Here is a 26,535-nt window from a genome sequence, read left to right as displayed (position 1 = left end):
GTTTAGACTCCTTTAAATATAAATTCTTTAATCTTTTGAAAGAATGTTTTGGTAGTAATTCTTTCTAGATCAATTTGACTTGTTTGGGTTTGAACTTGGTCATTGTCTTTGGTAAATTTATTAGATAAAAGTACAGCTTGTTCGATCAGCTTATCTTTATATCAAGAAAACTGAAATTCACTACTTGTATTGCTCCGCATAATTTCAACTTCAAGATTTTGGAAGTTAGTTTCAAAATACTTAGTTAAATAATCAACAATTCAAGCCAATTCACCACTAAAGGCAAGTCTTGTTAAAATTTTACCATTATTTCTTACACTAAATTCTTTTAATCTTTGGTTTATTAAGTTAGCAATAACTTTCATAAATTGATCCAAAGAATATTTAAGCTGTCTTAAATTTAAATCATTCACAAGTTCTTTATTAAGATTGGAATTGGAAAGTTTATTAATATATTGTAATCTCATTAAAAGTTCTTCTTTATTTAAATGTGAAACTATTTGAGTGAGTTTAGATAAATAATTAGCAGTACCCACTGTTAATTTTTGGTAATCATCTAATCTACCGAAATTGATTACATTTAAATTTAGATAGTGACTATTTAAATCAATAGATAAAGTAGGTTTTTTCAATTCATTGAGTGTACTTGCGATGATTTGCGACCTAAATAAATAATTGGTTTTACTTATTTTGAGTTGTTTAAGTAGATTTTGAATCTTAACAAAAACTGGTTCATTTTTGTTAAATGAATACAAATTAAGATATTGAGTGATTACATCAAATTCTTTATTAGTAGGAATTTTACGATAAACCTTTAAATTATTGTCTTTAAGAATAGTAACAATGTATGGGTAGTGAACATAAAAGTTATTATCCCCTAATTGACTTAATTCGATATTTAATTTTGAATCCATGATTCTTGTTAAACGCACATCACGAAAATGATCCACGTTAATTTCATTCTTATTGATTTTGAGGATCATCTTTTTAACAGAAAGAGAGCTAAAAAGTGAATCATCCAAAATCACATTTGTTATTAGTTCGGCGTGCTCAGGAAGTTTATTTATGGTTTGAATTAATTTTTGATGTAGAACTTTTTGATCATCATTGGTTTGTCAATCAAAAGTATAATTAATTCCACCATTAAAATAAGTTGAATTATCTTCCTTAATAAAAATAACTTTAACTTTATTTTTATTAATTAATTTAAAATTCAAAAAATATTTCATGAAACCCCCAGCTCGCATTAAAGTTTCGTGATAACTCTAAGCTTAGCACTTCTAGATCTTTTGTTTTCTAAAAGTTCTGTTTTGGAAGGCTTAGTTTGTTTTATCAAATAATGCTTCTCCTCCATGACGGGCATTTTGGTTGGCATTAAATTAGCGATTTGTTTTTTATAAAAATCTTTTACAATTTTATCTTCAATTGAGTGGAAAGTTATAACTGCCAGACTTGCATTTTTCTTTAACAAAGAAAGAGCGTCTTCGAGCATAACTTGTAGTGAAGCTAATTCATTATTAACTTCGATTCGAATTGCTTGAAAAACAGCTTTAGCAGGGTTCTTGCTTCTTAATAATGCAGCAGGATAAGCGTTTTTTATCACATCCACAAGTTCTAATGTCGTTGAAATTGGACGTGCTGCTACGATGGCTTTCGCAACTTTTTTATGAAGTTTTACATCAGCGTATTTGAGTAAAAGCTCAGCCAATCTATCTTCATTATAATCATTAACAACATTAAATGCTGTTAATTCTTGTGTTTGATCCATACGCATATCCAAAGCCGCTTGTTTATTATAGCTAAACCCACGATCTGCTTGATCTACCTGCGGAGAAGAAATTCCTAAATCAGCAATAATACCATCTACCTCGTAAATACCAAATTCAGCCAATTTTGATTTTATATCTTTGAAATCACTTTTAATTAACTGATAATTAGAACCGATGCTACTGAGTCGAATGTTTGACTTTTCTAGTGCAAAATCATCCTTATCAAAAGCATACAATTTACCATTTTGTAGTTGGCTTAAAATTGCCGCAGAATGTCCACCCATTCCCAGAGTAAGATCTACATAAATACCATTAGGATTAATGTTTAATGCATCAATTGTTTCATGTAGTAAGACAGAATAATGTAATTTTGATTGTTCCATACTACTTATTTGAAATCTCCTGTGCTATATTAGCAATATCTTCAGAACTAAATTGTTTTTCGAATTCTTCAAAGCTTTCTTTCGATCAAAGTTCAATAATTGAACCTGCTCCGACGAAAACTACTGCTTTTGTAATGGATAGCTTTTCAATTAAATTTTTCGGAAGAGAGATGCGACCATGACTATCCAGCGAAACTTCGACAGCGTTACCTAAAATAAGACGAGTAAGAATTCTAATCTTCTTATCAAAATAACTCTTATCTTCTAGCATAGATATATATTTTTGAAAATTCTCCACAGATCTCAATTCGGCATTGCCGTCAAAACCCATGGTTATATAGAATTTTGATCCTAAAACATCTCTATAATCTGATGGAAGAACAACTCTTGATTTATCATCAAGGTTTCTAACGTGTTGTCCGTACATACCACTTCCTCCCACTATCCACCAATATTTTACATAAATTAAATAATAAACTAATAAAAAAGATAAAAAAACTTCCAAAACTGGAAATTTTTAAAATATTGCAAAATTATTGAGTTTCAACTTGATTAGTTTCTTCTTGTTCTTGATTGAATCATTTTAATGAAGTTGTAACATCTGAAATGTTGCCAATAATTGTAATACTATCATTAATTTCTAAATAACCGGAAGCAGTGGCCATGTGAGCACTACCATTTCTTTTGATTAAAACAATACTAATTCCATGTTCTGTTAACTTTAATTCACGAATAGGTCTTAAAGTTAAATCGACATTTTTTAGTTTAGTTGTTCCAATTACATAATTTGATTCAAATTCAAAAAGATTTTCTGTGTAATTAATGAAATTATTATTTGCCGCAATTAAAGCCGCTCTTGTTCCGGCTTCATGCTCAGGGCGAATAATTACACTAACACCAATTTGTTTTAAAACACGAGCATGACGCTCACTTTTGGCACGAGCGATAATATTTTTAACATTAAGTTCTAAAAGAGCTGCCACAATTTCGATATTGTCAGAAACCGCAACAACAACAGTCTCCATTTGATCAATTCTAATCCCTTTTAAAGCACGCATGTCAGCTGCATCTGCAATAACTACTCTTTGAACTTCATCGGAATAATTTTTTGCTTCTTCTTCGTTTTTATCAATTACTAAAATATTTTTTCCTAATTTAATTAATTGGTCAATTACAGCAGAACCAAATCTTCCTGTCCCAATTACAGCAATATCATTTTTGTATTTAACTTTCATATTCTCTCCTTCAAGTTAATTTAACCAATTGCAACATCACCTTCAACATATTCAAAATGTCTTGAATTATTTTTCTTACGTTTTCAAACAAGTAAAGTTGAAGAAATACCAAATTGACCAATAAACATAATTACAATTAATGTCATTTTAGCTCAAATATTTAAATATCCTGTTAATCCTGTTGAAAGGCCAGTTGTTCCAAAAGCACTAGCAATTTCAAAAAGAACAGAACCAACCCCGAATTTCTTATAAGTTTCAGAAACGTCTGCACCTAAGACTCTATGACTACTTAAAGTTGTAGCAGCAATTAAAGTTCCGATAAATAAAATTAAAAACGCAATACCAATAATGTGAGAAGCCATTGAAACTGTATCTTTATTAATTGCACGCTTGAAAATCCTTACTCTTGGTCAACCTGCAAAAATTGAATAAAGCGAAAGTAAGAAAACAGCAAAAGTAGTTGTTCGAATTCCTCCACCTGTACTTGCTGGCGAAGCACCTATAACCATCATAATTGTATAAATTGATAAGCTCGGATGAGTTAAGTCAGAAAGGTTAATTGTAGCAAAACCAGCACTTCGAGTTGATAAACTTGTGAAAAAGACTGCAAAAAATTTATTTCAATTGTCTCCATAATATAAATATTTCTTTAAGTATAAAGTATCACCTTTAAAATGGAAATTACTTGCACGTAATTTAGCATATAAAAATTCAATTTCATCTTGTGGCTTTTGTGTGTCTGCTTTAAGAGCTGGTAAATAAATTTTATTTCATAAACTATTTTCAGAAATGCTTGTAACTTCGAAAAGTAAGCTTGAAATAAAACCTAAAAGAAAAATAGCGAGATAAAAACTTAGTGAAATTTTGGTAAATAAAGAAAAACGATAGTGACTTGCTTTTTTACGTTTGTGATGTAAGATAAAACATCTAAAATCATAAATAACAGGATATCCAATTCCACCAATAATTAATAGAATAATAAAGCAAAATTGTAAAAAGTAGTCACTATAATATGGCATTAATGATTTTCCTGAAATGATGTCAAATCCAGCATTATTAATTGCTGAAATTGTGTGAAAAATTCCAAAACGTAAAGCTAATTGAAAATTTCCTTTTGGATTAACATATTCACCTTTTAAATCTTCCAAAATTCACTGCGTTGCTTTTACATCTGTAAAATAAAAATAAAGAGTTAAGATAATTGAAAAAATAAAAATTACAATAAAAAGAAATTTAACAGATGAAATAATTAATTTAGAAGTCTTGCGTTCTTCGGTGCTTCCTCTTTCGGTTTGAAGAACCATCATATCACCCATTGAAAATGATTTTTTCTTAAAAATATAAGTAATAATAAAAAACTTAAATGCAAAGACACCAATTCCACCAACTAAAATCAAAATAGCAATAATTGCTTGGCCAAACATATTCCAGTGTTCAAAAGTATTTTTAACAACCAAACCAGTATCGCTAAATGCACTAGCTGTTGTGAAAACAGCATCAACATAACTAATGCGATCAAATTGATTAATATTTTGAGTTCATGGTGAATAAAGTAATAAACTAGAAATCAAAATAATTAAAAAATAAACTAATAAAATGTATTTTAATTTTGAAATATTGCCACGTCAATATCAAAATTTTTTAAAAGCTGATTTGATCTTGCGTCCAAATTCTTTCATTTTTATACTATCTGTTTGCAAAATAGCTCTCCTTAAAAATTACTATAAAGTAAGTCGATTAATATTATAAATTTATTTTATGACTTTCTTTAAAAAAAGAGAATAACTTAATAAAAAAAGCAACTAATAAACTAGGACAGAAAAAATTAACAATTTATCAAATTGGATAGCCCCATACTATATTCGTATGGGGTTTTTCAATTTAGACATGATTGAATTCTAAATTTATTGTATCAATTAACATAATTAGATATTACTTTTTCTAGTTCACTCAAAGTCATAGCTTTGATATTTAAATCTCTAATTAATTCAGTTTTTAAATTTGAAAATCAATATTCCACAACTCTATTATCTAAACTATTTCCTACTTTTGAAAGTGAAATTATTCCACCTTTATTTTCAATAAAATGAGAAAAATCATCAGATGTATAAGTTGAGCAATGATCTGAATGTAGTATAAAACTTTTTTCAAAATCCACATTTTCAAATGTTTTGTAAATTAATTTTGAATCATTAAATTTGGAAAGAGAAAAACTAATTATTTCTTTAGTTTTATGTTTAATCACTACTGAAAGATAAACATTATTGTTTATCGCATCTTTTGTCGCTGGGAGATATGTTACATCGGTAGCATATATATTTCTGTTATATACATCGTTATAATCTCTATTCACAATGTTTTCTTTTATGACAGATGTGTTCTTTACTTCTTTTAATTTTTTTCTTTTTCTTATATTGCAAAATAAACCTAAGGCATTCATATATCTTCCTAGAGTTCTTTCGTTTATGTCTATTTTATAGTGCTTTAAGATAAAATATTTTAATTTTTGTCTACCATATTTAGATCTATTTTGTTTAAATGAATCAATAATCAAGTCTTGGTACTTTATTTTTCTGGATTTATTTTTAGGAGCAAAATTATTTCTTTTATGTTTGGATATTGTTTGTCTACAAAGATACAACAAAATAGCAAGTTTATACGAAGCCATATTAATATGTGATGCCTCTTGAACTTTCTCTGTTTTAAATTTATCTTTTGTAATTTCTCTATATCTTTTTGCAATTTCAATTAAATCTTCTCGTGTAAAAATGTCTCAATTTATATCTTGTTCTTTCACTTTTCTTGACCTACCGGTTCCAGGCTTTCTTGGTTTTTTATTCATATTACAATTATAATGTTTTAATATTCCTCGTAATCTTGCTTTCACATATTTATCTTTTGCTTTTGCACCATATTTATACATAAGTTCAATTGCATACTTTTTGCCTAATTGAAAAAATGTATTATAAATTTCTTTTTCTTGTTCTTCTGTAAAATGTTTACCCATTTTTTCTCCTTTAAAAATATAAAAAATTAACATTCGAAGGAATGTTAATTTTTATTGTCCTAGTTTACTAATGTTGCTAATTTTCAAACACATTATTATTTGTCATCTTTAGCGTTTTGCATTGAACGCATAATTTGTCTAATTTGTGTTTCACTTGCTTTTCTACCCATTTGATTAAACATTACTCTAATCATTTTTTCTGTAATTGGTGGGTTTTCTTTAATTTGTTTTTCGAACATTCTTTTAGAAAGTAAGAATGTTACAAGAGCTGTAATAATTACAACCCCAATTACGACGAAAATAATCATTAAAGAAAATTCAAGTGTCCCTAATGTTACTCCACCTTTTGAACTTGCTTCTTCTGCTAAATGAGAAACATTTGTAATCATATTTCTACTCCTTAATTTATCATCTATTATTAAAAATTATATATGAAAGTGCAAAAATTATTTATATTTAATCTCTAAGTAACTCTCTGGTGAAAACTCTTTGCAAAAATGCACTAATAAATCTTTAGCGGCTAATAAATCACTAATTGCACATACTCCAATTGGACTATGTAAATATCTTTGTGGCAATGAAATTGTTAAAGTAGCAGCTCCGCCTTTAGCAAATTGTAATTCATGAGCATCAGTACCACCACCCATAGCAACAAAACGATAAGCTGGAATTTGGTGTTTGTGAGCCACTTTTTCAAAGTTTTGAATTAATTTAGTATCCATCAAAGTCCCACCATCTTTATATCTTAAAGCGGCACCTTTAAAAAGAGCAGTAGTTCCTTGAATTGTACCAACTGTATCATGACTAGAAGTTGTATCTAAAGCAATTGCGACATCAGGATTAATTAAAGCAACCGAGCTACGAGCTCCCCTAGTTCCAACTTCTTCTTGAACAGTTCCGACTAAATATAAATCAATATCTAATTCCTCTGATGCTAAGTCTTTTGCAATAAATTCTAAAACAGTCACTCCTGCTCGATTATCCATCGCTTTTCCACCAACTAAATCAGGATTTTTAAATAAAATTGTTTCACCTGATAAATAAACACGATCACCTGGTTCAACACCTGCATTTGTAGCTTCTGCTTCGTTTTTAAAACCAAAGTCGGCATAAATTTCATCACTTGTAATTGCTTTCGAAACTTTGTCACGTTCCATAATGTGAATTGAAGTGTGGCCAAAAACACCTAAGTAAGTTTTATTAGAACTAGTAATTAATTTAGCCCTAGTACCAACAATCACAGTTGGTCAAATTCCACCAATTGGAGAAAGTAATACTTGACCTTGTTTTGTAATTGAACGGACAATGTAGCCAACTTCATCCATATGAGCTGCAATCATTACTTTTGGTGCATTTGGGTTCTTTGATTTTTTATGCAAAATTAAAGAACCCAATTTATCACGTGATACTTCATAGCCTAAACTTGCTACTTTTCTAAGTTCATCAGCAACAGGTTCCTCATAACGTGACATACCTTCAATTTCTAAATAAGTAATCAAACGATTTTTAAATTCTGTTATTTTATCCATAATTCCTTCTTTTTTTAAGATTTTAAATAAAATAAAATGTCATTAAAGACATTTTATTATTTTGAAGATTGATTAAAGTGAGTAAACATCAAGAATTTTAATTGTAAACTTCTTAGGTGCTTCCACTTCTGCTTGCTCACCTGGTTTTAATCCTAACATCGCAACAGCAAGTGGGCTTTTGTTTGAGATTTTACCTTCAAACGGATTTGAATCATGAGAACCCATGATAACAACTTCCATTTCTTCTTTTGTTTCTAAATTTACAAACTTAACTCTTGAACCAATTCCAACAGCACCACTTGCATCGTTTTTAATAATAACAGCTTGATCGATATATTTTTCTAACTCTGAGATTCTACCTTCAATTTGAGCTTGTTTTTCTCTAGCTGCATCATATTCAGCATTTTCACTAAGGTCACCTTGTGCACGTGCTTCTTTAAGAGCCGCTTGCACAGCAGGACGTTCAACGTTAACTAAATGCTCGTATTCTTTTTTATATTTTTCTAATGTTTCTTGCGAAACATACATTTTATTATCATTAATATTTGACATACAACTCCTTATGAGATCATTATTTGTAATTTTACTACATATGTAGATTAATTAATTTCTTTTTTCACAATAAAAAGAATTTTAGTTCCAAAATAACTTATTTCATGTTGAATTTTTGAAAATGCTAAATGTTTTAAAAGTAATTTTAATTCACTTTTTTTAAAATTAGTAATTTTAATAGCAATCATTCCATTATGGTTTAATAACTTGAAGTAACGATCATAAAGATCGTTTAAATTTTCGCTTGCACTAAAAATTGCAACAAAATCTAAATTTTCATTTTGATGAGGCACAATTTGCTTATTTAAATTTAAATCAGTTTGTAAACGAGCTTGATTATATCTTTCAAAATCAAAACTTTCTAATTCATAAAATAAAGGATTTTGAGTTGTTTGAGAAATTCATCCAAATGAATAAAGGTCCTGACTAATAACAAGAACTTGTTTGTAATCATTTTGATAAATTGTATTAATCATACCTTCAACATCATAATCATTTTCTTTAGAATTAAAGTAAGATTTTAAATTTAAAGGTATAACTCCAATATTATTACGCAGCGATTCGATTTTAATGATTGCTTCTTTCATTGCTTTTTTGTCATATTTTTTGCGGAGCATTCGTGCTCAAATATGAATTCCTATATAGAAACTCAAAGCAAGAACAACAACTACAATTGCACTAATAATTAAAATAGTTGCAGTTGTTGAACTCATTTCTTTATTTGAAGCAAGATTATGAACAAATACTTTCATTAATACTCCTTTAAATTATTGAATCCGACCATCTTTAAGCAAATCTCATTTATTTTTATAGTACTCTAAATAATCTTGCAAAATAATTTGAGCAGCTAATTTATCTTTATGATTTTTGCGTTTTTGACGAGTTAAACCAGCATTAAGCATCACTTCTGTTGCTCTTTTGGTTGAATATTGCTCATTGACAAGCATAACAGGTAAGTTAAAACGCTCAATTAGTTTTAAACGAAAAGCCTCAACCATTAAAGTTCGTTCGCTTTTATCACCACTAATTTTTAAAGGGTAACCTAAAACTATTCCGTCAATTTTGTTATTATAAACACTTAAATAATGTTCCACTTGTAATAAAGCTTGTTCAAAATCATTTTCAGAAAAATGATAATTTTCTAGTGATGTTGCAATAATTTCGTCTAGGTCAGTGATTGCAAATCCACAAGTTTTTGTCCCTAAGTCTAAACCAAGTTTTCTCATTCTAAATCATTTTCTAAGAAATTCAAAATTTCTTGTTCTTGTAAAGAGTTTGCTAATTTACCCATTGATAAAATTGCATTTCCTCCACCACGTCCGTTAAATTTTGTAAAGATTTTTTGAGCAAGTGTATTTGAATTAATCTCTTTAGAAGCAACAACTAAAAGTGGATTGTTTCCTGTTGAAAGACAAATAATAATTGCATTAGAATATTTTTCCCTTAAAGTTGAAGCAACTGTTTTAATATGCTGAGAATCTAAATTGAAATTAAGGTAAACTTGGTGATTTTTGATATTGAGGAAATCTACTTCGTCATAATCAAATTCAAAACTATTTAATTTTTGTTTATTTAAAGCTTTATTATCTTCCTTCAACTTTTCTAAAACCATTTTAAGATAACTAAGAGCAAGTTCTTTATCGCTTGGAATTTCTAAGTCAAATTTATAATTTGAATCTACTTTCTCATTTTTTTCAATTGCACGATTAACTTCGATTAATAATTTATCAGTTTCATTTTCTAAAAATTCATCAACAATTTCATTTGATGAGATTGCTCTAATTCTATATACTCCGGCAGCTTTTTTCTCAACATTAGTAATTTTAAAATTCTCTAATTTAGCTGTATTTGAAAGGTGAGTTCCACCACAAAGATCGGCTGTAATTCCGTCGAATTTTACAATTCTAACTGAATTTGGATCCATGTATTCTGCTTCTTCTAAGGTCATAATTGCACCCATATCTTGTGCTTGCTTAGTTGTCATATTTAAATAACTACGTGAAGCATCTTTTTTAATATACTCACGAACTAAATTTTCAATATTAGCGATTTGTTCATCACTAGGTTTTGTGTCCGCTGGTAAGTCAAAAGTTAAACGTTCTTCATTATTATCAGATCCAAGTTGTTTGATTTGTGGACCTAAAATTGTTCTTAAAGCTGAAAATAAAAGGTGAGTTCCTGAGTGATTTCTTTCAAGACCAAGACGAATTTTTTCGTCAACAAAACATTCCACCAAATCTGTTGAATTAATTTTTCCTTCTAATTTATGAATGTGATTTCCGAATTTGTCTTTAAAAACATCTAGAATAATAATCTTATTACCATTTTGTAAAAGATATCCTCGATCGTGTTTTTGTCCACCACTAGTTGCATAAAAAGGTGTTTTTTCCAAAATTGCAAAGCTAACTCCGTTTGCCTCACTAATTTCTTTTTCAGTATCTAAAAGATAAAGAATTTTTGTTTGATTATGAGTATATTCATATCCAATAAATTCATCAACTTTTGCCTTAATTAAAGTTAGTGAATTAATAACTTTGTCCATACCTGATACTTTTGAATTTCTTGATGCTTCTGAATGTTTTTCACGAGCTAATTCAAAACCTTCTAAATCAATTTGGATACCTTTTTGAGCTAAAATTTCTGATGTTAATTCAACAGGAAATCCATATGTTTCAAATAATTTAAAAGCAAGATCTCCTGGAAATTTAGAATCTGAATCTGTTAGATATGAATTTAAAATTTCTTTACCATTTTCAATTGTTTTACTAAATGTCAATTCTTCATCATGAATAATTTTAGCTATTGGAGCTGAATCATATTCAAATGGTAATCTTTCTTTAACAACTTCAACTAATTTATATAAAAATGGTTCGAAAATTTCTAACTGCATTGCTTTATAAACGCTTCTACGGATTAATCTTCTTAAAATATATCCTCTTCCAACATTTGAAGGTTTAGCTCCATCAGCAATTGCATTAACAACAGTTCTCATGTGATCTGCGATAACTTTAAAACATGAATTAATTTCTGTTTGCTTTGGATCATTGACAAAGTAATTATTAATTTCGTATCTATAACTTGTGTATTTTTCAATTTCGTGAATAATTGGTAAAAATAAGTCTGTATCAAAATTTGTTGGAGCATCTTGCATAATTGAAACAATTCTTTCAAGTCCTGCACCAGTATCAATATTTTTTTGTTTTAATTCTGTATATTCACCTTCACCATTTGAGTTATAAGTTGAAAAAACAATGTTTCAAATTTCAATGTAACGATCATTTTCTAAATCTTTTTGTAAAAGTTCAATTCCTCTTGAATCATATTTTTCACCACGATCATAGAAAATTTCGGTATTAGGTCCACAAGGTCCTGCACCAACTTCTCAAAAATTGGTATCTTTGGTCCCTGGAATCATGTGCTCTTCGCTAACTCCATGTGACATTCACATTTGTTTAGTTTCAAGATCTTCGAAGTAATATGTAAAATATAATTTTTCTTTATCTAGTTTTAAAACTTCGGTTAAAAATTCATAAGCAAAATCAATTGCTTCTTTTTTGAAATAATCACCAATTGAGAAATTACCTAACATTTCAAAAAAAGTATGGTGTCTAGCAGTTATTCCGACATTTTCAATATCATTTGTACGAATTGCTTTTTGTGAATTAGTTAAACGTTTTGATGGTGCTATTTTTTTTCCTGAAAAATAATCTTTTAAAGTAGCAACACCAGAGTTAATTCACAAAAGTGATGGATCATTTTGAGGAACTAAGCTCTTGCTTGGAACAATCATGTGATTTTTTGACTCAAAAAATTTTAATCACTTTTCTCTAATTTCTTTTGAATTCATTATAAATACCTTCTATCTAATTAAATATATGTCAATTGTTTATCATCAAAATAAATTTTTTCAATAACTGCACCACCGATGCATTTTTCACCATCATAAAGAACAACTTGTTGTCCTGGTGTTACAGCTTGAGCTTTTTCTGGATAAAAAATTCTAATTTCGTTGTTTGGAAGCAACTCAACATTTACTTTGATATCTTTTTGTCTATATCTAAATTTAGCTGTTAAATTATTAGGATCATAATCAGTGTTATTGAGATTTAAATTACTTGCTAACAAATTGTTTGATTCTAAGTAGTCAATTCGAGAATTTGGAGCAACATAAAGAATGTTTTTGTGCACATCATGTCCGCAAACATAATATGGTTCACTCATTCCGCCTAAATTAAGACCTTTTCTTTGACCAATTGTGTAATAAAAACAACCAACATGTCTTCCGATAATTTTGTTTGTCACAATATCAACAATGTCACCATCTTGAGCGGGAATGTAGTTTTGTAAAAATTGACTAAAATTTCTTTCACCAATAAAACAAATTCCAGTTGAATCTTTTTTATCAGCTGTAATTAATCCTTGTTCTTGGGCGATTTGACGAATTTCTGATTTTTCTAAATTCGCTAATGGCATAATTACTTTCGAAAGTTGCTCGTGTGTTAATTGTGATAAAAAATAAGTTTGATCTTTGTTTTGATCTTTTGCACGATAAAGATGTCCGTTTTCAACTTTAGCATAATGACCCATTGCAATATAATTTGCTTTCAATTCATTAAAAGCGTATTTAGCAAAAGCATTAAACTTAATGTATTTATTACATAAAATATCAGGATTAGGAGTTCGACCTTTTTTGTATTCTTCGATAAAGTTTTCAAAAACATTATCTCAGTATTCTTTAACAAAATCAACTCTTTCTAATTTAATCCCTAATTTATTTGCAACTGCCAAAGCGTCTTGGTAATCTTGTTCTTGCGGACAAACATCTTGCGAAATTTTATCATTTCCTAAGATATCATTATTTAAAAGCGAATCTCAATTACGCATGTATAAACCAACAACTTCGTAACCTTGTTGTTGAAGAAGAAAAGCAGCAACTGACGAATCAACTCCACCAGACATTCCTATGACAACTCTTTGTTTAGTCATTTAGACCCCCTAATTTTTAACAAAAAATAAATTATTATAGATAATTTATTGAAATTATAAAATTTTTAAAAAAAGTTCAAAACTTAAAACTACTTTTTTATCGATTTTTTTGCATCGGGATAAAATGATTGCTAAATTTTGCTTTTTTAATAAAAAGATTAAAATTATAGTACATGAAAAGAGGGTGTAATGAGTTTTTTTCAAAAATTATTTAAAAACAATCAACAAAATGATCAATTATTTTTACCTTTGCAAGGCCAAATTAAAAACCTCCAAGAATTAAATGATGATGCTTTTTCAACTGGTGCTTTGGGAGATGGTTTTGCTATCGAATTAAGTGAAAATAAAGAATTAACTGTTCTTTCTCCTATTAGTGGAGAGGTAGAATTAATTTTCCCAACCAAGCATGCATTTGATATAACAACCAAAAATGGTAATAAAGTTTTAATTCACATTGGAATTGATACTGTTAATCTTGATGGAAAAGGGTTTCAACCTTGTGTAAAAATAGGTTCAAAAATCAAACACGGTCAAGAACTTGTTAAAGTTAACTTCGCAGAAATTGCAAATGCCGGTTACAAAACAGATGTAATTGTATTAGTTTTACCAGAAAGCGGTAATTATCAGCTAGAAAAATTGACATCTAATTCTAGTGATTTTCAAGAACCAATTTTTGAAATTATCAAGCAATAAAAAATCAGCTAATCTAAACTAGGACAATAAAAATTAACATTCCTTCGAATGTTAATTTTTTATATTTTTAAAGGAGAAAAAATGGGAAAACATTTTACAGAAGAACAAGAAAAAGAAATTTATAATACATTTTTTCAATTAGGTAAAAAGGATGCGATTGAACTGATGTATAAATATGGTGCAAAAGCAAAAGATAAATATGTGAAAGCGAGATTACGAAGAATATTAAAACATTATAATTTTAATATGAATAAAAAACCAAGAAAGCCTGGAACCGGTAGGTCAAGAAAAGCGAAAGAACAAGATATAAATTGAGACATTTTTACACGAGAAGATTTAATTGAAATTGCAAAAAGATATAGAGAAATTACAAAAGATAAATTTAAAACAGAAAAAGTTCAAGAGGCATCACATATTAATATGGCTTCGTATAAACTTGCTATTTTGTTGTATCTTTGTAGACAAACAATATCCAAACATAAAAGAAATAATTTTGCTCCTAGAATTAAATCCAGAAAAATAAAGTACCAAGACTTGATTATTGATTCATTTAAACAAAATAGATCTAAATATGGTAGACAAAAATTAAAATATTTTATCTTAAAGCACTATAAAATAGACATAAACGAAAGAACTCTGGGAAGATATATGAATGCCTTAGGTTTATTTTGCAATGTCAGAAAAAGAAAAAAACTAAAAGAAGTAAAGAATACATCTGTCATAAAAGAAAACATTGTTAATAGAGATTATAATGATGTATATAACAGAAATATATATGCTACTGATGTAACATATCTTCCAGCGACAAAAGATGCAATAAACAATAATGTTTATCTTTCAGTAGTAATTAAACATAAAACTAAAGAAATAATTAGTTTTTCTCTTTCTAAATTTAATGATTCCAAATTAATTTACAAAACATTTGAAAATGTTGATTTTGAAAAAAGTTTTATATTACATTCAGATCATTGCTCAACTTATACATCTGATGATTTTTCTCGTTTTATTCAAAATAAAGGTGGAATAATTTCACTTTCAAAAGTAGGAAATAGTTTAGATAATAGAGTTGTGGAATATTGATTTTCAAATTTAAAAACTGAATTAATTAGAGATTTAAATATCAAAGCTATGACTTTGAGTGAACTAGAAAAAGTGATATCTAATTATGTTCATTGATACAATAAATTTAGAATTCAATCATGTTTGAATTGAAAAACCCCATACGAATATAGTATGGGGCTATCCAATTTGATAAATTGTTAATTTTTTCTGTCCTAGTTTAATCTAGCTGATTTTTAATTTTTAAATTGTGCAAATAAATCTTCAATTTCTTCACTATCTAGTTCTTCGATTTGATCATCAAAAGAATAAGGTGAAGTAGGTGTTTGTGAAAAACGATCTAATAGTTCTATTGCACCACCATTATTAATTCATGTATATTGGATTTTTCTTTATCTAATAAATTTGCAATAACAGTTTTTAAAGCTCCAGTTCCTTTACCTGTTATAAAAACTAGTGAATCAATTTGATTTTTTTGAAATTCTAAAAGATGTTGATAAGCAATAATTACTGCTTCATCAGTTTCAAGTCCATGTAAGTCTACTTGTTTTGATCTCATTTTTGAATTTTAACTCCTGCTAATTTTAAGATTTCTAATGCACTAGTTTGAAAAAAGCTTGCTTCATGATTTGGCCCATCATAAGTGCTCACCATTTCTTCATAAATAATAACTTCATTATCTTTTTTTGACTAAGTAAATAACCTTTTAAAGATAAAGCAAATTGCATGACACAGATATCAGTGCAACATCCTGTAATAATAATTTCTTGATAATTTTGTCAAAGATCGCTTAGAACATTAAAAAAACCATTGGTAGTTTGTTTGGTAAATCAGGATAAAAAAATTAGACACATTCCAAAAAGAAAGGAGTGCGTCTTTTTTATGCGTTTAAAACAATTTACAAAAGAACAAAAATTAAAATATATCCACATTTACCAAAAAGAAGGTTTTGAAATAGCGATTATAACTTTTGTTGAAGATTTTTGAGAAAGATATCAAATCATAAAACAAAGAAAAGAGGGTAAGCATGAGAATCCTTATAGAAGAGCGAAAGCTTTATTAAAGAGTTGGATAAAAATATATAATTTCAACATGAATAATTTAGAAAGTAAATCAGGTAAAAGTAAAAAACCTAACTCAGGAAGAAGAAAAAGAGTTAGCATCAATGAATTGTGTGAGGAAGATAGAGATCTTTATCAGGATATTATGGAAGAAATTTTGGAAGAAAGAGGAGTAAAGCAACAAGAAATTTTTGAAAAAATTAGAAAAAGAAAAGAAGAAAAAAGTAAACAATTTAGAAATATTTCAAAAATTTCATTAGTTTTGAAATTAAATCGAACTTCTTTTTATTACTCTTGTTCTAAGAAAGAAAAAATTGACAAAAAGAAATATATTGATCATGAATTAATTAATTGAATTAATTTAGAAGCTAAAAATTCTAATTTTGTTATAGGAAGAGATAAACTTTATCAAAAATACTTATTAACGCACCAAAAAAGAATTTCTTCATATTTATTTAGACTAAATTATGAATTTAATCAATATAAATCAAGAGCATATCAAAAGAAAAAATCAAAGAAAAACAAAGAGGTAAAATTCTCTAGAATCTGAGCATCAGATTTAGTTCAAGGAAATTTTAAATCAAATTATTTTGGTGAAAAATTACATGCAGATATTAAATTTATTAAAACAAAAGAAGGAATGAGATTTCTTCATGTTATCACCGAAACTTTTAGTAACACTGTTTTAAATTGAACTTTATCGGATATAAGAGATTCTGCATCTACTATAAAGCTTGTTCAAGATACTCTTGATAAACATCAAATCAAACCTACTATTTTTCATTCAGATCACGGAATTGAATATGCAAATTTTGCCTTTTCTAAATTTTTAAAAAATGTAAATACTAAACAATCAATGTCTCCAAAAGGTAATTCATTAGCAAATAGACCTTCCGAATTTATTTTTGCATTAATTCAAAGAGAATTATTAGATTTTTATGAAACTGATAAAATGTTAGATAGCGAAGTGAATTCAATCATATCTAAATATTTTTCTTGATATAACTTCGAAAGACCTCAATCAAATTTAAATTGAAAAACGCCGCATGGTTTTTTAACACATGCGACGTTAAGTGTCTAATTTATTTATCCTAATATAGGTAGTTTGTTTGGTAATTTTTCTTTTAATTAAATTTTTAAGCTCATCAACAACTTCTGCTTCGTATGTTCCGCTAAGACAATGCGGAGGATAAATGGTCATTTCCGGATCATTTAAACTATGTGAATCACATAAAAATAAATTATCATCACCTTGAAGAAGAAGATTTTTAATTTGAGGAATAATTTGTGCAATTCTCTTATCGCTAAGTGGTCCTTGAAAACAAAAACCATTAAGCATATCAATTACAACAATTAATCTTTTATTACTTGACATTTTGGACAAAAACTTGTTCCTCGACCATTTGGTTTATAGTCTAATTTAATTTTCACAATCTCTACTTCTTGACATCTAGGACAAATTGTTCCAGCTCTACCATAAGCTTTCAATTGATCTTGGAAAGTTCCGTTTGCTTCATTAACTGATTGATAGGTATGAACGCTACTTCCACCGTGTTTGATGCTTTCATCCATAATTTCATGAGCATATTTTAAAATTGTTTGAAGCTCTTGTAAAGAAATTTTGTTGCATTTAGTCATTGGATGTACTTTAGCTGCAAAAAGAGCTTCATCAACATAAATATTTCCAATTCCTAAAACTAATTTTTGATCTAATAAAGCCGTTTTAATACTAATTGTTTTACGTTGTAATTTTCGAAAAAGAAGTTCAGCGTTTGTCTCGCCAGGTAATTTACTTAATGATTTAATTTCTTCAAGACTTCTTTGATCGCTTGGTAAAATCAATTCAAAACCACCAAATTGACGAGCATCATTATAAATCATCACTTTGTCATTAGTTAGATAAAAGTAAACATAATTATGAATATTAATTTTAGAAATTTGAGCTTCTCTATAATCACAAACATAATATTTTCCGGCCATTCTAAGATGTGACAAAATTCTATAATGATCACTAAGAATAAATTCAATAAATTTACCTGTATTTTTTACTTCTAAAATTGTTTTATTACTAAGCTGAGTTTCAAATTCTTTTTGAGTTGTATTGTGGATAAATTTAGGATTACGAACTTCAATTTTAAGAATTGTTTCGTTTCTAACTAACTTATTTAAACTTCGTGTTACCACGGTTACTTCTGGATATTCTGGCATACTATTATTTTAACATAAAATATTTTTAACCCTTAAAAATAGGCATCCTTGTCTTTTCTAGACAAAAAATAGACACATTCTCTTTCGAATGTGTCTTATTGATTTTTTGTTTTATTATTTAATGTTTATTTGATCAATTTCCTTTTTGAAATTGATCAGTATAACGATGTGATTATTTTTTATTTAAAAATGAAATCGTTTTAAATAAAACTCCTAAAATTAAGAACCCAAAGTAAATAACAATAACTACATAATTTGAAGTTTCAGCTGGTTCACCATATATTTGTGGGAAAAAGAAACTTAAAATTAAAGTGATAATTAAAACAATATCGAATAAATAGTAAAGTTTTTCTCAAAGGGGAATCTTGGTAATGATTTTTTTACGATCTAAAATTAAAGCAACAATAAATGTACAAATATCTTCAACTAAAAGAGCAATTCCGTTTGCTATGATTGCTGTTTCAAAAAATTTATCTTGTTCATCAGGTTTGCTAGAACCTAGAAAAATATTCATAATTCAGAAAATAACCATGGTAATTAAGGTGATAATTGTTGTAAATCAAATCGCATTTGAAAATTCACCTCTACGATTTCTTTTGGTTAAAAAACTAAATAAATGACCATCTTCTGCAATTGGAACTAATTTACGAGCAGTCGCAATACTTAAAGTTACTTTCGAACCAACATCATTTGATAAATAACCTAAAATAAAAAGTATTGTACCGATAATTCCAAAAACAGAATAAACAGCAATTAAACCTTTTTCGGTTTTAACAATAGCAAAATTTAAAAGTAAAGTATAAACAATAAAATAGAAAACTAAAACAAATGCAAACGCAATTAATAAAATTTTTCTAAAACTTTTAAATTTAACATCTTTAACCATGGCTGATACATCTTCTGTCCCTGCGAAAGCATAAACAAAAAGAAGTGCGTTTGACATAATTAATTTAGGTGTGATTTTGTCTTTGCTTGATTTTCTTTGAATTTTATTAAATTAGTTGAAAAATCATTATGAGCACTAATTGAGTAAATAAGAATTAAAAGACCTAATAAAAGAACAAATCACTTCACTAAACTTGCATAATAAATAATATTCTTACTGCTTTTTAATCCAATTGTAGAAATAAAAGTTAAGAAAATAAAGAACAGTAAAGCAAAAGCTCTGATTAATCAAACATATAATTGGTAATGTTGTGAATCAGGATTAAGTAATCCAATTAATGTTGATGCTAAAAAGAGCGGTGAAATTGCTGAAAGAATTGGGGTCTGAATAAATTGATTTCATCCAACAAAGAATGAAAAATTTCTCACAGCCTTACTTTCAATAATTCTATTTGTAAAAACTAGGCTTTGGCCTGTATTGATGTGCTTGGCGAAAGTATATGAACCACCATAGTGTTCTTTAAAACTATTGCTTAGTCTTGAAAAAACTAATGAAATACCAAAAACAACTGTGGCAGCAATGAAGATTACTAAATAACCAAAATAATTAAATTTAGCTATAGATCCTATTGTTGTTAAAAAACCAACACCAATTACATAATTAATTGTAAAAAATGTGAAGCTTTTTTGAGTAAAATGCTTTTCTTGCATTTAATTATTTTTCATTCTTATCTTCGCTTTTATACACTACAACTTTTTTAGGTTGCTTATTTGCGAAAATAACATCAAAAATTTCTTTATAGTCATGAACAGGAATATAACTAATTGTTGATTTTATTTCGTCTGGTATATCTTGTAAATTCTTTTCATTTGAAGCAGGGATGAAAACTCTTGTTAATCCTTTTTGATTTGCTGCAAATGATTTTTCTTTTAGTCCGCCAATTTCAAGCACTTTCCCTCTTAGGGTAATTTCACCCGTCATTCCAATATCGCTTGGAACTCGTTGGTTTCGTAATGCTGAAATAAGTGCGGTTGTAAAGGTTACCCCTGCACTTGGACCATCTTTTGGAACTGCTCCTTCTGGAACGTGAATATGAATTGTGTGAGTTTCGAAATCAAATTCTTCAATTCCAAAAGTTTGAGCATTTGCTCTAACATAAGATAACGCAATTTGTGCAGACTCTTTCATAACATCTTTAAGTGAACCAGTTAATTTAATCTCTGGTTTTCCTTTAAAGACATTGACCTCAATTTGAAGTGATGAACCACCAAATGATGTATAAGCAAGACCGTTAACAATTCCTGGTACATCAATGATGTCTTTTTCTTCTTGTTTGAATTTAATAACTCCAAGAAATTCTAAAACATCCGCTTTCACTAATTTGTATTTTCTCATTTTTGGATGTTCCATTTTCTTCATAACGATTTTACGTGCGATTTTATCAAGTAAACGTTTAAGACCACGTACACCAGCTTCTTTGGTGTAGTGCTTAATAATAAATTCGATTAATTGATCGCTAATTTCAAGGAATTGAGGTTCTAAACTAGCTTGTTCAAGAACTTTTGGTAATAAATGGTTACGAGCGATATTGATTTTTTCACTCAAAGTATATGAAGAGAGTTCAATAACTTCGACACGATCTAAAAGTGGAGCAGGAATTGCTTCATAATAGTTCGCAGTTGCAATAAAAATTGCTTTCGAAAGATCGTATTCATGTTCTAAATAGTGATCTTGGAAATGTGTATTTTGTTCTGGATCAAGAACTTCTAACATTGCACTAGCTGGATCACCTTTCATGTCTGACTTCATTTTGTCGATTTCGTCAAGTAAAATAACTGGGTTAGAAACACCAACTTGGTTAATTCCTTTAATAATTTTTCCAGGCATTGCACCTACGTAAGTTCTTCTGTGACCTCTAATTTCGCTTTCATCATGAACTCCACCAAGTGAAACTTTAATAAATTTACGGTTTAAAGCATCAGCAATTGCTTTTGAAAGCGAAGTTTTCCCAACTCCTGGTGGACCAACTAAGGTAATAATCGGAACATTATTAAATGATTTTTTAGCTTCTTTTTCTTCTTTAAAAAGATTTAAATCAATTTCTAAATCATCTTTATAAGGTAACTTAGCTTCTTTTTCTTCTTTTTGAGTTTTAAGTTTTTTATTGATAATAACAGCCAAATATTCAAGAACTCTTTCTTTAACATTATCAAGACCATAATGGTTTGAATCTAATACTTCACGAGCATGTTCAATGTCAAGATGTTCTGTTTGAGTGATTCTTCATGGTAATTTTTTAAGAGTTTCAATGTAAGTTTTAGCCAAAGTGGCTTCCGGAGAAGCTTGCATCATTTCTGTAATTCTTTTACTTTCACTTGCAATAACATCTCTAACTGTTTTAGGATAAATATTTTTTAGTTTATCATCTTTAATTAATTTTGCATAGTCATCCTCAACAACTGGAGCGTTCATTTCTTCAAGCATTGATTGAATGATTTTGATTTTTTCACGTAAAAGAAATTCTTTTTGTTGTTCGTTTAATTTATTATTCATATTTTTTGTAATTTGAAATTCTGTTTGAATGTAATTTGAGATAAAAGCACTAATTTCTGTTAAAACTTCTAAAATATTAATTTTAGTTGGTGCTTCATTTGTAAATTTATTTTTATTTAAAATAAGAGGATTAACACTATTGATTAAAGTCATAACTAATTCTTTATCAAAACGCTCTTTATCCATAGCAATTAAACTATCATATTTAATTAAACTTGTTTTTAAATCATCAAATGATCAATTTCGTTCTTTTTGAGGATTGTATCTAAAAAAGATACTATTAATTTCGTTAATTAATGTTTGATCTTTTGTTGAACCAATTGATTCTTCAACAAATTTTAAAAATGTTGCGTATTCATTTTCTTGACTTGCAAGTTCATCATCTAGATTATTTTTTTCTAATGCAAAGAAGACCATCATTAACTCTTGTAAATTAATTTTGTTTGAAAGATTACCAAATTGTTCCTGAAGAACTAATTTTAAGTCACTTGGAATCATTTGGACATCAAATGAATTAATTGTCCCATAACCTAAAACTTTAATTTTTAAGTACCCTTCTTGTTTTTCAGCATCATAAACTCAATCCACTATTTTTGCATACTGAGCACGGAAATTTTTTTGATCTCAGTCAAGATTAGGTTTGAAAATTGCTCGAAAAGGTGCATCTACATTTTTATTTCTAAAAATTTCATTAAAAAAGTTAATGTATGATTCTTCGTAAACTGGAATATCAGCATATCCATCTTTATATAAATTAATCGGATCATCATAAACACAAAGTAAACCTAAAATATTATCACTTTGGGAAAGATAAATTTGATCTTGTTGTTGTTTAGGCATTATGCCTCCTTTTAATTATTTAATTACTAAATTAACAATTTTGTTTGGAACAAAAATCTCTTTAATAATTTGAGCATCACCAATTCATTTAGCTGCAGCTTGTTTTGCTAAATTTAAAATTTGGTCTTTGCTTAGATTTTTATCAACTGTTATTTCAACTCTAAATTTACCGTTAACTGAAATTGGGTAAGTTACAGTATCTTGTTCAAGAGCTTTTAAATCAATTGTAAAATCAGTTAAGTTTGTTAAATTAAAGTACTTCTCTGAAATTTCTCATGCAAAATGAGGTGTAAATGGTTCTAATAAATTAAGAAGCACATAAAACATTTCGGTAATTAATTCTGGTTTAGTTACTTTATCATAAGCATTTAAAGTTTCCATTGCTCATGAAACTAAAGTATTAAATGAATATTCATTAGCACGATTTTCGAAAACTTCTTGTTGTTTTTGCATACCTAAATAAAGTTTATATCTTGCTATTTTTTCATCTTGATTTAATTCTGAATTATTAATATTTTTAAAATCTAAATTTGGATTAATTTCAAAACTACGTTCATAAAGACGATTTAAAAATTTAAAACATCCATTAACACCAGCATCGCTTCATTCTAATTCTTTTTGTGGAGGTGCAGCAAAAAAGATAAACAATCTTGAAGTATCTGCTCCAAAATTATCGATCATTTTTGATGGTTCGACTGTATTACCTTTTGATTTTGACATTTTTGCACCATCTTTTAAAACCATACCTTGGGTTAAAAGATTATTAAATGGTTCTCTAAATGAAACTAAATTTAAGTCTGCTAAAACTTTTGTGAAAAAACGAGCGTAAAGAAGATGTAAAATCGCATGTTCAATACCACCAATATATTCATCAACTGAGTTTCAATATTCTAAATGTTTTGGTTCAAAAATCATTTCATCACGTAAATTTGTTGGGGTTGTATAACGAAGGAAATATCAAGAAGATTCAAAGAAAGTGTCTAAAGTGTCTGTTTCTCTTGTTGCTTTACCTTTACATTTTGGACAAGTTGTTTGCATTCATTCTGGATTTGTAGTAAGCGGATTTCCCTGACCTGTAAATTTAACATCAAATGGTAAGGTAATTGGTAAATGACGAATATCAGCAGGTAAAGTACCACAATTATCACAATGAACAAGTGGAATTGGTGTACCTCAATATCTTTGACGAGAAATTCCTCAATCTCTTAAATTAAATTTAGTTTCAACACTTAAATCTTTTTCTAAAATTAAAGCTTGTTTTGAATTTTCATCAAATTCGATTTGATTTGCTTCCATAAATGCTAAGTGTGTTTTATTTTCGCTAGAAATAATTTGAACTTGTTTGTTTGGATTATGTGAAGCAAAATCACAAACATAAACATTCATAATTTCCCCTGTCACTGGGTTTGTTGTGACAAAAGGAGTTGGTAAAGCTATTTTATGAGAGAAATCTTTGTTCGCAAAATGTTTGTTAATATCCTCAAGTAGCTCAATTTGTTCGGTAGTATAGTAATTTTGATTTTTAAGTTCTTCAACTAAAGAATGTTTATTAGAAAGAGCTAAATGTTTTCCGTTTAATAAATTTAAATAGTCTTTTTCGTATAAAGTTAAAGTATAAATTTCTTGATTAAGATTATTTTTTAAGCTTAAATCTAATTTAAATTCATTGCTTTTTCCAATTCAATTTTCTTGCATTGTTAAAACTTGTTGCGGTCAGTGACCTTCTAGTTTTTTAAGATCAGCAAGTAATTCATCAGCATAAGCAGTGATTTTAAGATAGTAAGTATCCATTTCTTTGATTGTTACATTTTGATCACAACGTCAACATTTTCCATCAATTACTTGTTCATTTGCAAGAACAGTATTATCGAATTCACACCAATTAAGTTGTGATTTTTTCTTGTAAATTAAACCTTTTTCTCAAAGTTTAATAAAAATGTATTGTTCTCATTTTGTATAGTTTTCATCACTTGTAATGCATTCATAATCTCAGGCAAATGAAAGACCAAGACGTTGAATTTCACGATCCATATCTTGAATATTTTTATATGTTCAAGTTCGTGGATGAATTTGGTTTTTAATAGCCGCATTTTCCGCCGGTAAACCAAAAGCGTCTCAACCAAATGGGTGCAAAACATTAAATCCTTTACGCCGTCAATAACGAGCAAGAGCGTCACCTAATGAGTAATTTCGCACGTGACCCATGTGGATTTTTCCACTTGGATACGGGAACATACTTAAAATATATTTTTTAGGTTTACTAAAATCTAAACTAGGTTCAAAATATCCAGTTTCAAGTCATTTAGCTTGTCATTTAGCATCAATGTGTTTAAAATCATATTTATTATTCATAAGAAACCTCACAGCTAATATTTGTGCTGGTTATAAGCAACAAAATGTTTAGAAAGAAATTGAGTTTTTAACTCAATTGCTAAAATTATGTTAGTTGCAACAATGCTAATTGCATAATTGCATAAATTAAAAATAAAATAAAGAGTAATTCAAGAACGAAAGTAATTTTCAATTCCTAAAAATGAGAAAGGCATTTTTTTCTTAGCTTCACTTAAACTAATTGAATCAATAATGCCGTAGAGATAAAAATAAATTAAATTAAAAAGAAAAGTATTTAAAAGGGCTAACAAAATTGAAGATAAAACTAAAGAAAGAACAAATGAAATTTGAATTTCAATAAACTCTCATTTAATAGTTCTTGCTCGTGGGATAATAAACCAAAAACTCTTTCTAAAAATGAAATAAAATGAAACAAAGAAAAATTGAGCAAGAGAAGCAATTGCAACACCTACAGAATGAACTCTAATATCACCAGGTGTAATTAATGCAATTGTAAGAAATTTAGTTGCTAAAAATAAAAGAAAATAACGATATCCTAAAAAGTAATAGCAAATAAAACCTAAGAAAAGTGAAAGGTTAAAGGTTAAAAAACCAAAGACTTTCAAAAAAGAAAGTCCATATTCGGTTAAAACTGCTATTGACAACAAAATAGCAACTAAAGCGATATTGATTGTTGTATAACCCTTATTTTTTTCATTTATTTTGTTCCAAAAATCCTATCACCTGCATCCCCAAGACCCGGAACTATGTAACCTTTTTCGTTTAACATTTGATCTTGTGAAGCAAGATATATTTGGAAATCTTGTCCAAATTCCTGCTCAATTTTTGTAACTGCACTAGCAACTCCGACCAAACAAACAAGTTGAATATTAGTAAAACCATCTTCTTGTAGTGCTTTAATTGCATCAGCAGCTGAATTTCCTGTTGCGAGCATCGGATCTAAAACAATTACAAGTGAATCCTTTGGAACATTAGGCATTTTGTAATAATATGCGGTTGGTTTAAGAGTTTCTTCGTCACGATACATCCCGATGTGTCCAACACGAGCTTGCGGCACTAAGTTTAAAATTCCATCCAGCATCCCTAGACCAGCTCTTAAAATTGGCACTAAAACAATTTCTTTATCAAAAGTTTGACCTTGATACTCTAAATTTAAAGCAGTAGTAATTTGGTAAGATTTTGTTTGATAATCACGGAGAATTTCATAAACCATTAAAGATGCAATTTCATTTAAATTATTACGAAAAATTAAGTGATCTGAATTTTTATCACGCATTTTTGTTAATTTAATTTGAATTAATGGATGATTAATGATTTTAAGCATTTTTAACCCCTACTTTCTCGTTATATAACTTGTTATATAAAATATTTTTTATATTATACCCATATATTGAAAAAATATGCTTTTTTTAAGAAAATAAC

At 28.2% G+C, this 26,535-nt stretch carries 24 protein-coding genes and 1 pseudogene; 3 read left to right on the top strand and 22 right to left on the bottom strand.

The window, feature by feature from the left end; translation table 4 throughout:
* Nucleotides 1-2 precede the first annotated feature (2 nt).
* The 13 genes from EXC53_RS01555 to mnmA all read right to left on the bottom strand — a co-directional run bounded on the left by EXC53_RS01555 (nucleotide 3) and on the right by mnmA (nucleotide 13,461).
* Nucleotides 3-1,229 (bottom strand): MAG3720 family protein, encoded by a 1,227-nt coding sequence (locus EXC53_RS01555; RefSeq protein ID WP_129724590.1) that lies wholly within the window; start codon nucleotides 1,227-1,229, stop codon nucleotides 3-5.
* A gap of 17 nt (nucleotides 1,230-1,246) precedes the next feature.
* On the bottom strand, nucleotides 1,247-2,152 hold the full coding sequence (rsmH, locus tag EXC53_RS01550; protein ID WP_119572048.1) for a 16S rRNA (cytosine(1402)-N(4))-methyltransferase RsmH: 906 nt from the start codon (nucleotides 2,150-2,152) through the stop codon (nucleotides 1,247-1,249).
* Nucleotide 2,153: 1 nt separating this feature from the next.
* Complete coding sequence (locus EXC53_RS01545) at nucleotides 2,154-2,579, bottom strand: division/cell wall cluster transcriptional repressor MraZ (protein WP_119572049.1); 426 nt, start codon at nucleotides 2,577-2,579, stop codon at nucleotides 2,154-2,156.
* Nucleotides 2,580-2,685: 106 nt separating this feature from the next.
* On the bottom strand, nucleotides 2,686-3,387 hold the full coding sequence (locus EXC53_RS01540; RefSeq protein ID WP_119572050.1) for a potassium channel family protein: 702 nt from the start codon (nucleotides 3,385-3,387) through the stop codon (nucleotides 2,686-2,688).
* Nucleotides 3,388-3,407: 20 nt separating this feature from the next.
* Nucleotides 3,408-5,087, bottom strand: a complete 1,680-nt coding sequence (locus EXC53_RS01535) for a potassium transporter TrkG (protein WP_223214502.1) — start codon at nucleotides 5,085-5,087, stop codon at nucleotides 3,408-3,410.
* Nucleotides 5,088-5,212: 125 nt separating this feature from the next.
* The gene (locus EXC53_RS01530; protein ID WP_129724563.1) at nucleotides 5,213-6,427 is read right to left on the bottom strand and encodes an IS3 family transposase; all 1,215 of its coding nucleotides are present in this window, start codon (nucleotides 6,425-6,427) and stop codon (nucleotides 5,213-5,215) included.
* A gap of 62 nt (nucleotides 6,428-6,489) precedes the next feature.
* Complete coding sequence (locus EXC53_RS01525; protein ID WP_119572199.1) at nucleotides 6,490-6,702, bottom strand: YneF family protein; 213 nt, start codon at nucleotides 6,700-6,702, stop codon at nucleotides 6,490-6,492.
* 138 nt (nucleotides 6,703-6,840) lie between these two features.
* Nucleotides 6,841-7,923 (bottom strand): M42 family metallopeptidase, encoded by a 1,083-nt coding sequence (locus EXC53_RS01520; protein WP_119572192.1) that lies wholly within the window; start codon nucleotides 7,921-7,923, stop codon nucleotides 6,841-6,843.
* A gap of 72 nt (nucleotides 7,924-7,995) precedes the next feature.
* A complete protein-coding gene (gene greA / locus EXC53_RS01515; protein WP_119572193.1) occupies nucleotides 7,996-8,475 on the bottom strand; it encodes a transcription elongation factor GreA in 480 nt (159 codons plus the stop codon).
* A 47-nt stretch (nucleotides 8,476-8,522) separates the two neighbouring features.
* Entirely contained in the window at nucleotides 8,523-9,227 is a 705-nt protein-coding gene (locus EXC53_RS01510; RefSeq protein WP_119572194.1) for a BC85_0335 family putative methyltransferase, read from the bottom strand.
* 15 nt (nucleotides 9,228-9,242) lie between these two features.
* Complete coding sequence (gene ruvX, locus EXC53_RS01505; RefSeq protein ID WP_119572195.1) at nucleotides 9,243-9,701, bottom strand: Holliday junction resolvase RuvX; 459 nt, start codon at nucleotides 9,699-9,701, stop codon at nucleotides 9,243-9,245.
* Nucleotides 9,683-12,322, bottom strand: coding sequence for an alanine--tRNA ligase (alaS, locus tag EXC53_RS01500; protein ID WP_119572196.1), 2,640 nt, complete (start codon nucleotides 12,320-12,322; stop codon nucleotides 9,683-9,685). Before alaS ends, ruvX begins: the two co-directional genes overlap by 19 nt.
* Nucleotides 12,323-12,342: 20 nt before the next feature.
* Nucleotides 12,343-13,461 carry a tRNA 2-thiouridine(34) synthase MnmA gene (mnmA, locus tag EXC53_RS01495; protein ID WP_129724588.1) on the bottom strand — a complete coding sequence of 373 codons (1,119 nt, stop codon included), beginning with the start codon at nucleotides 13,459-13,461 and terminating at the stop codon, nucleotides 12,343-12,345.
* A 189-nt stretch (nucleotides 13,462-13,650) separates the two neighbouring features.
* On the opposite strand from mnmA, the gene EXC53_RS01490 reads away from it, so the two are divergent.
* On the top strand, nucleotides 13,651-14,154 hold the full coding sequence (locus EXC53_RS01490; RefSeq protein WP_119572198.1) for a PTS sugar transporter subunit IIA: 504 nt from the start codon (nucleotides 13,651-13,653) through the stop codon (nucleotides 14,152-14,154).
* A 48-nt stretch (nucleotides 14,155-14,202) separates the two neighbouring features.
* Complete coding sequence (locus EXC53_RS01485) at nucleotides 14,203-15,417, top strand: IS3 family transposase (protein WP_129724513.1); 1,215 nt, start codon at nucleotides 14,203-14,205, stop codon at nucleotides 15,415-15,417.
* Nucleotides 15,418-15,562: 145 nt separating this feature from the next.
* On the opposite strand, the gene EXC53_RS01480 is transcribed toward EXC53_RS01485, so the two are convergent.
* Nucleotides 15,563-15,772: a Smr/MutS family protein gene (locus EXC53_RS01480; RefSeq protein ID WP_129724586.1), complete on the bottom strand. Its 210-nt coding sequence runs from the start codon at nucleotides 15,770-15,772 to the stop codon at nucleotides 15,563-15,565.
* A 323-nt stretch (nucleotides 15,773-16,095) separates the two neighbouring features.
* Between EXC53_RS01480 and EXC53_RS01470 the strand changes: the two genes are divergently transcribed.
* Nucleotides 16,096-17,355, top strand: coding sequence for a DDE-type integrase/transposase/recombinase (locus EXC53_RS01470; protein ID WP_129724584.1), 1,260 nt, complete (start codon nucleotides 16,096-16,098; stop codon nucleotides 17,353-17,355).
* On the opposite strand, the gene EXC53_RS01465 is transcribed toward EXC53_RS01470, so the two are convergent.
* The 8 genes and pseudogenes from EXC53_RS01465 to upp all read right to left on the bottom strand — a co-directional run bounded on the left by EXC53_RS01465 (nucleotide 17,344) and on the right by upp (nucleotide 26,437).
* Nucleotides 17,344-17,649 carry an isochorismatase family protein gene (locus tag EXC53_RS01465; protein ID WP_119571912.1) on the bottom strand — a complete coding sequence of 102 codons (306 nt, stop codon included), beginning with the start codon at nucleotides 17,647-17,649 and terminating at the stop codon, nucleotides 17,344-17,346. The two genes, EXC53_RS01470 and EXC53_RS01465, sit on opposite strands and share 12 nt — an antisense overlap.
* Entirely contained in the window at nucleotides 17,628-18,482 is an 855-nt protein-coding gene (gene mutM, locus EXC53_RS01460; RefSeq protein WP_119571913.1) for a bifunctional DNA-formamidopyrimidine glycosylase/DNA-(apurinic or apyrimidinic site) lyase, read from the bottom strand. The genes EXC53_RS01465 and mutM overlap by 22 nt, the downstream gene beginning before the upstream one ends.
* Nucleotides 18,483-18,654: 172 nt before the next feature.
* Nucleotides 18,655-19,425 carry an amino acid permease gene (locus EXC53_RS01455; RefSeq protein WP_119571914.1) on the bottom strand — a complete coding sequence of 257 codons (771 nt, stop codon included), beginning with the start codon at nucleotides 19,423-19,425 and terminating at the stop codon, nucleotides 18,655-18,657.
* A 2-nt stretch (nucleotides 19,426-19,427) separates the two neighbouring features.
* Nucleotides 19,428-20,078 carry an amino acid permease gene (locus EXC53_RS01450; RefSeq protein WP_119571915.1) on the bottom strand — a complete coding sequence of 217 codons (651 nt, stop codon included), beginning with the start codon at nucleotides 20,076-20,078 and terminating at the stop codon, nucleotides 19,428-19,430.
* Between the two features lie 4 nt (nucleotides 20,079-20,082).
* Nucleotides 20,083-22,128: pseudogene (gene lon / locus EXC53_RS01445) on the bottom strand (endopeptidase La); the annotation flags it as partial.
* Between the two features lie 648 nt (nucleotides 22,129-22,776).
* Entirely contained in the window at nucleotides 22,777-25,113 is a 2,337-nt protein-coding gene (locus tag EXC53_RS01440) for a class I tRNA ligase family protein (protein ID WP_119571916.1), read from the bottom strand.
* A 14-nt stretch (nucleotides 25,114-25,127) separates the two neighbouring features.
* Complete coding sequence (locus EXC53_RS01435) at nucleotides 25,128-25,778, bottom strand: MPN527 family putative ECF transporter permease subunit (protein WP_408634272.1); 651 nt, start codon at nucleotides 25,776-25,778, stop codon at nucleotides 25,128-25,130.
* 32 nt (nucleotides 25,779-25,810) lie between these two features.
* Nucleotides 25,811-26,437 (bottom strand): uracil phosphoribosyltransferase, encoded by a 627-nt coding sequence (gene upp, locus EXC53_RS01430; protein ID WP_119571918.1) that lies wholly within the window; start codon nucleotides 26,435-26,437, stop codon nucleotides 25,811-25,813.
* Nucleotides 26,438-26,535 lie beyond the last annotated feature (98 nt).

It is taken from the genome of Mycoplasmopsis gallopavonis (genome assembly GCF_900660635.1).
GTDB classification, from domain to species: Bacteria; Bacillota_I; Bacilli_A; order Mycoplasmatales; family Metamycoplasmataceae; genus Mycoplasmopsis; species Mycoplasmopsis gallopavonis.
This window is presented reverse-complemented; position numbering and strand designations above follow the sequence as displayed.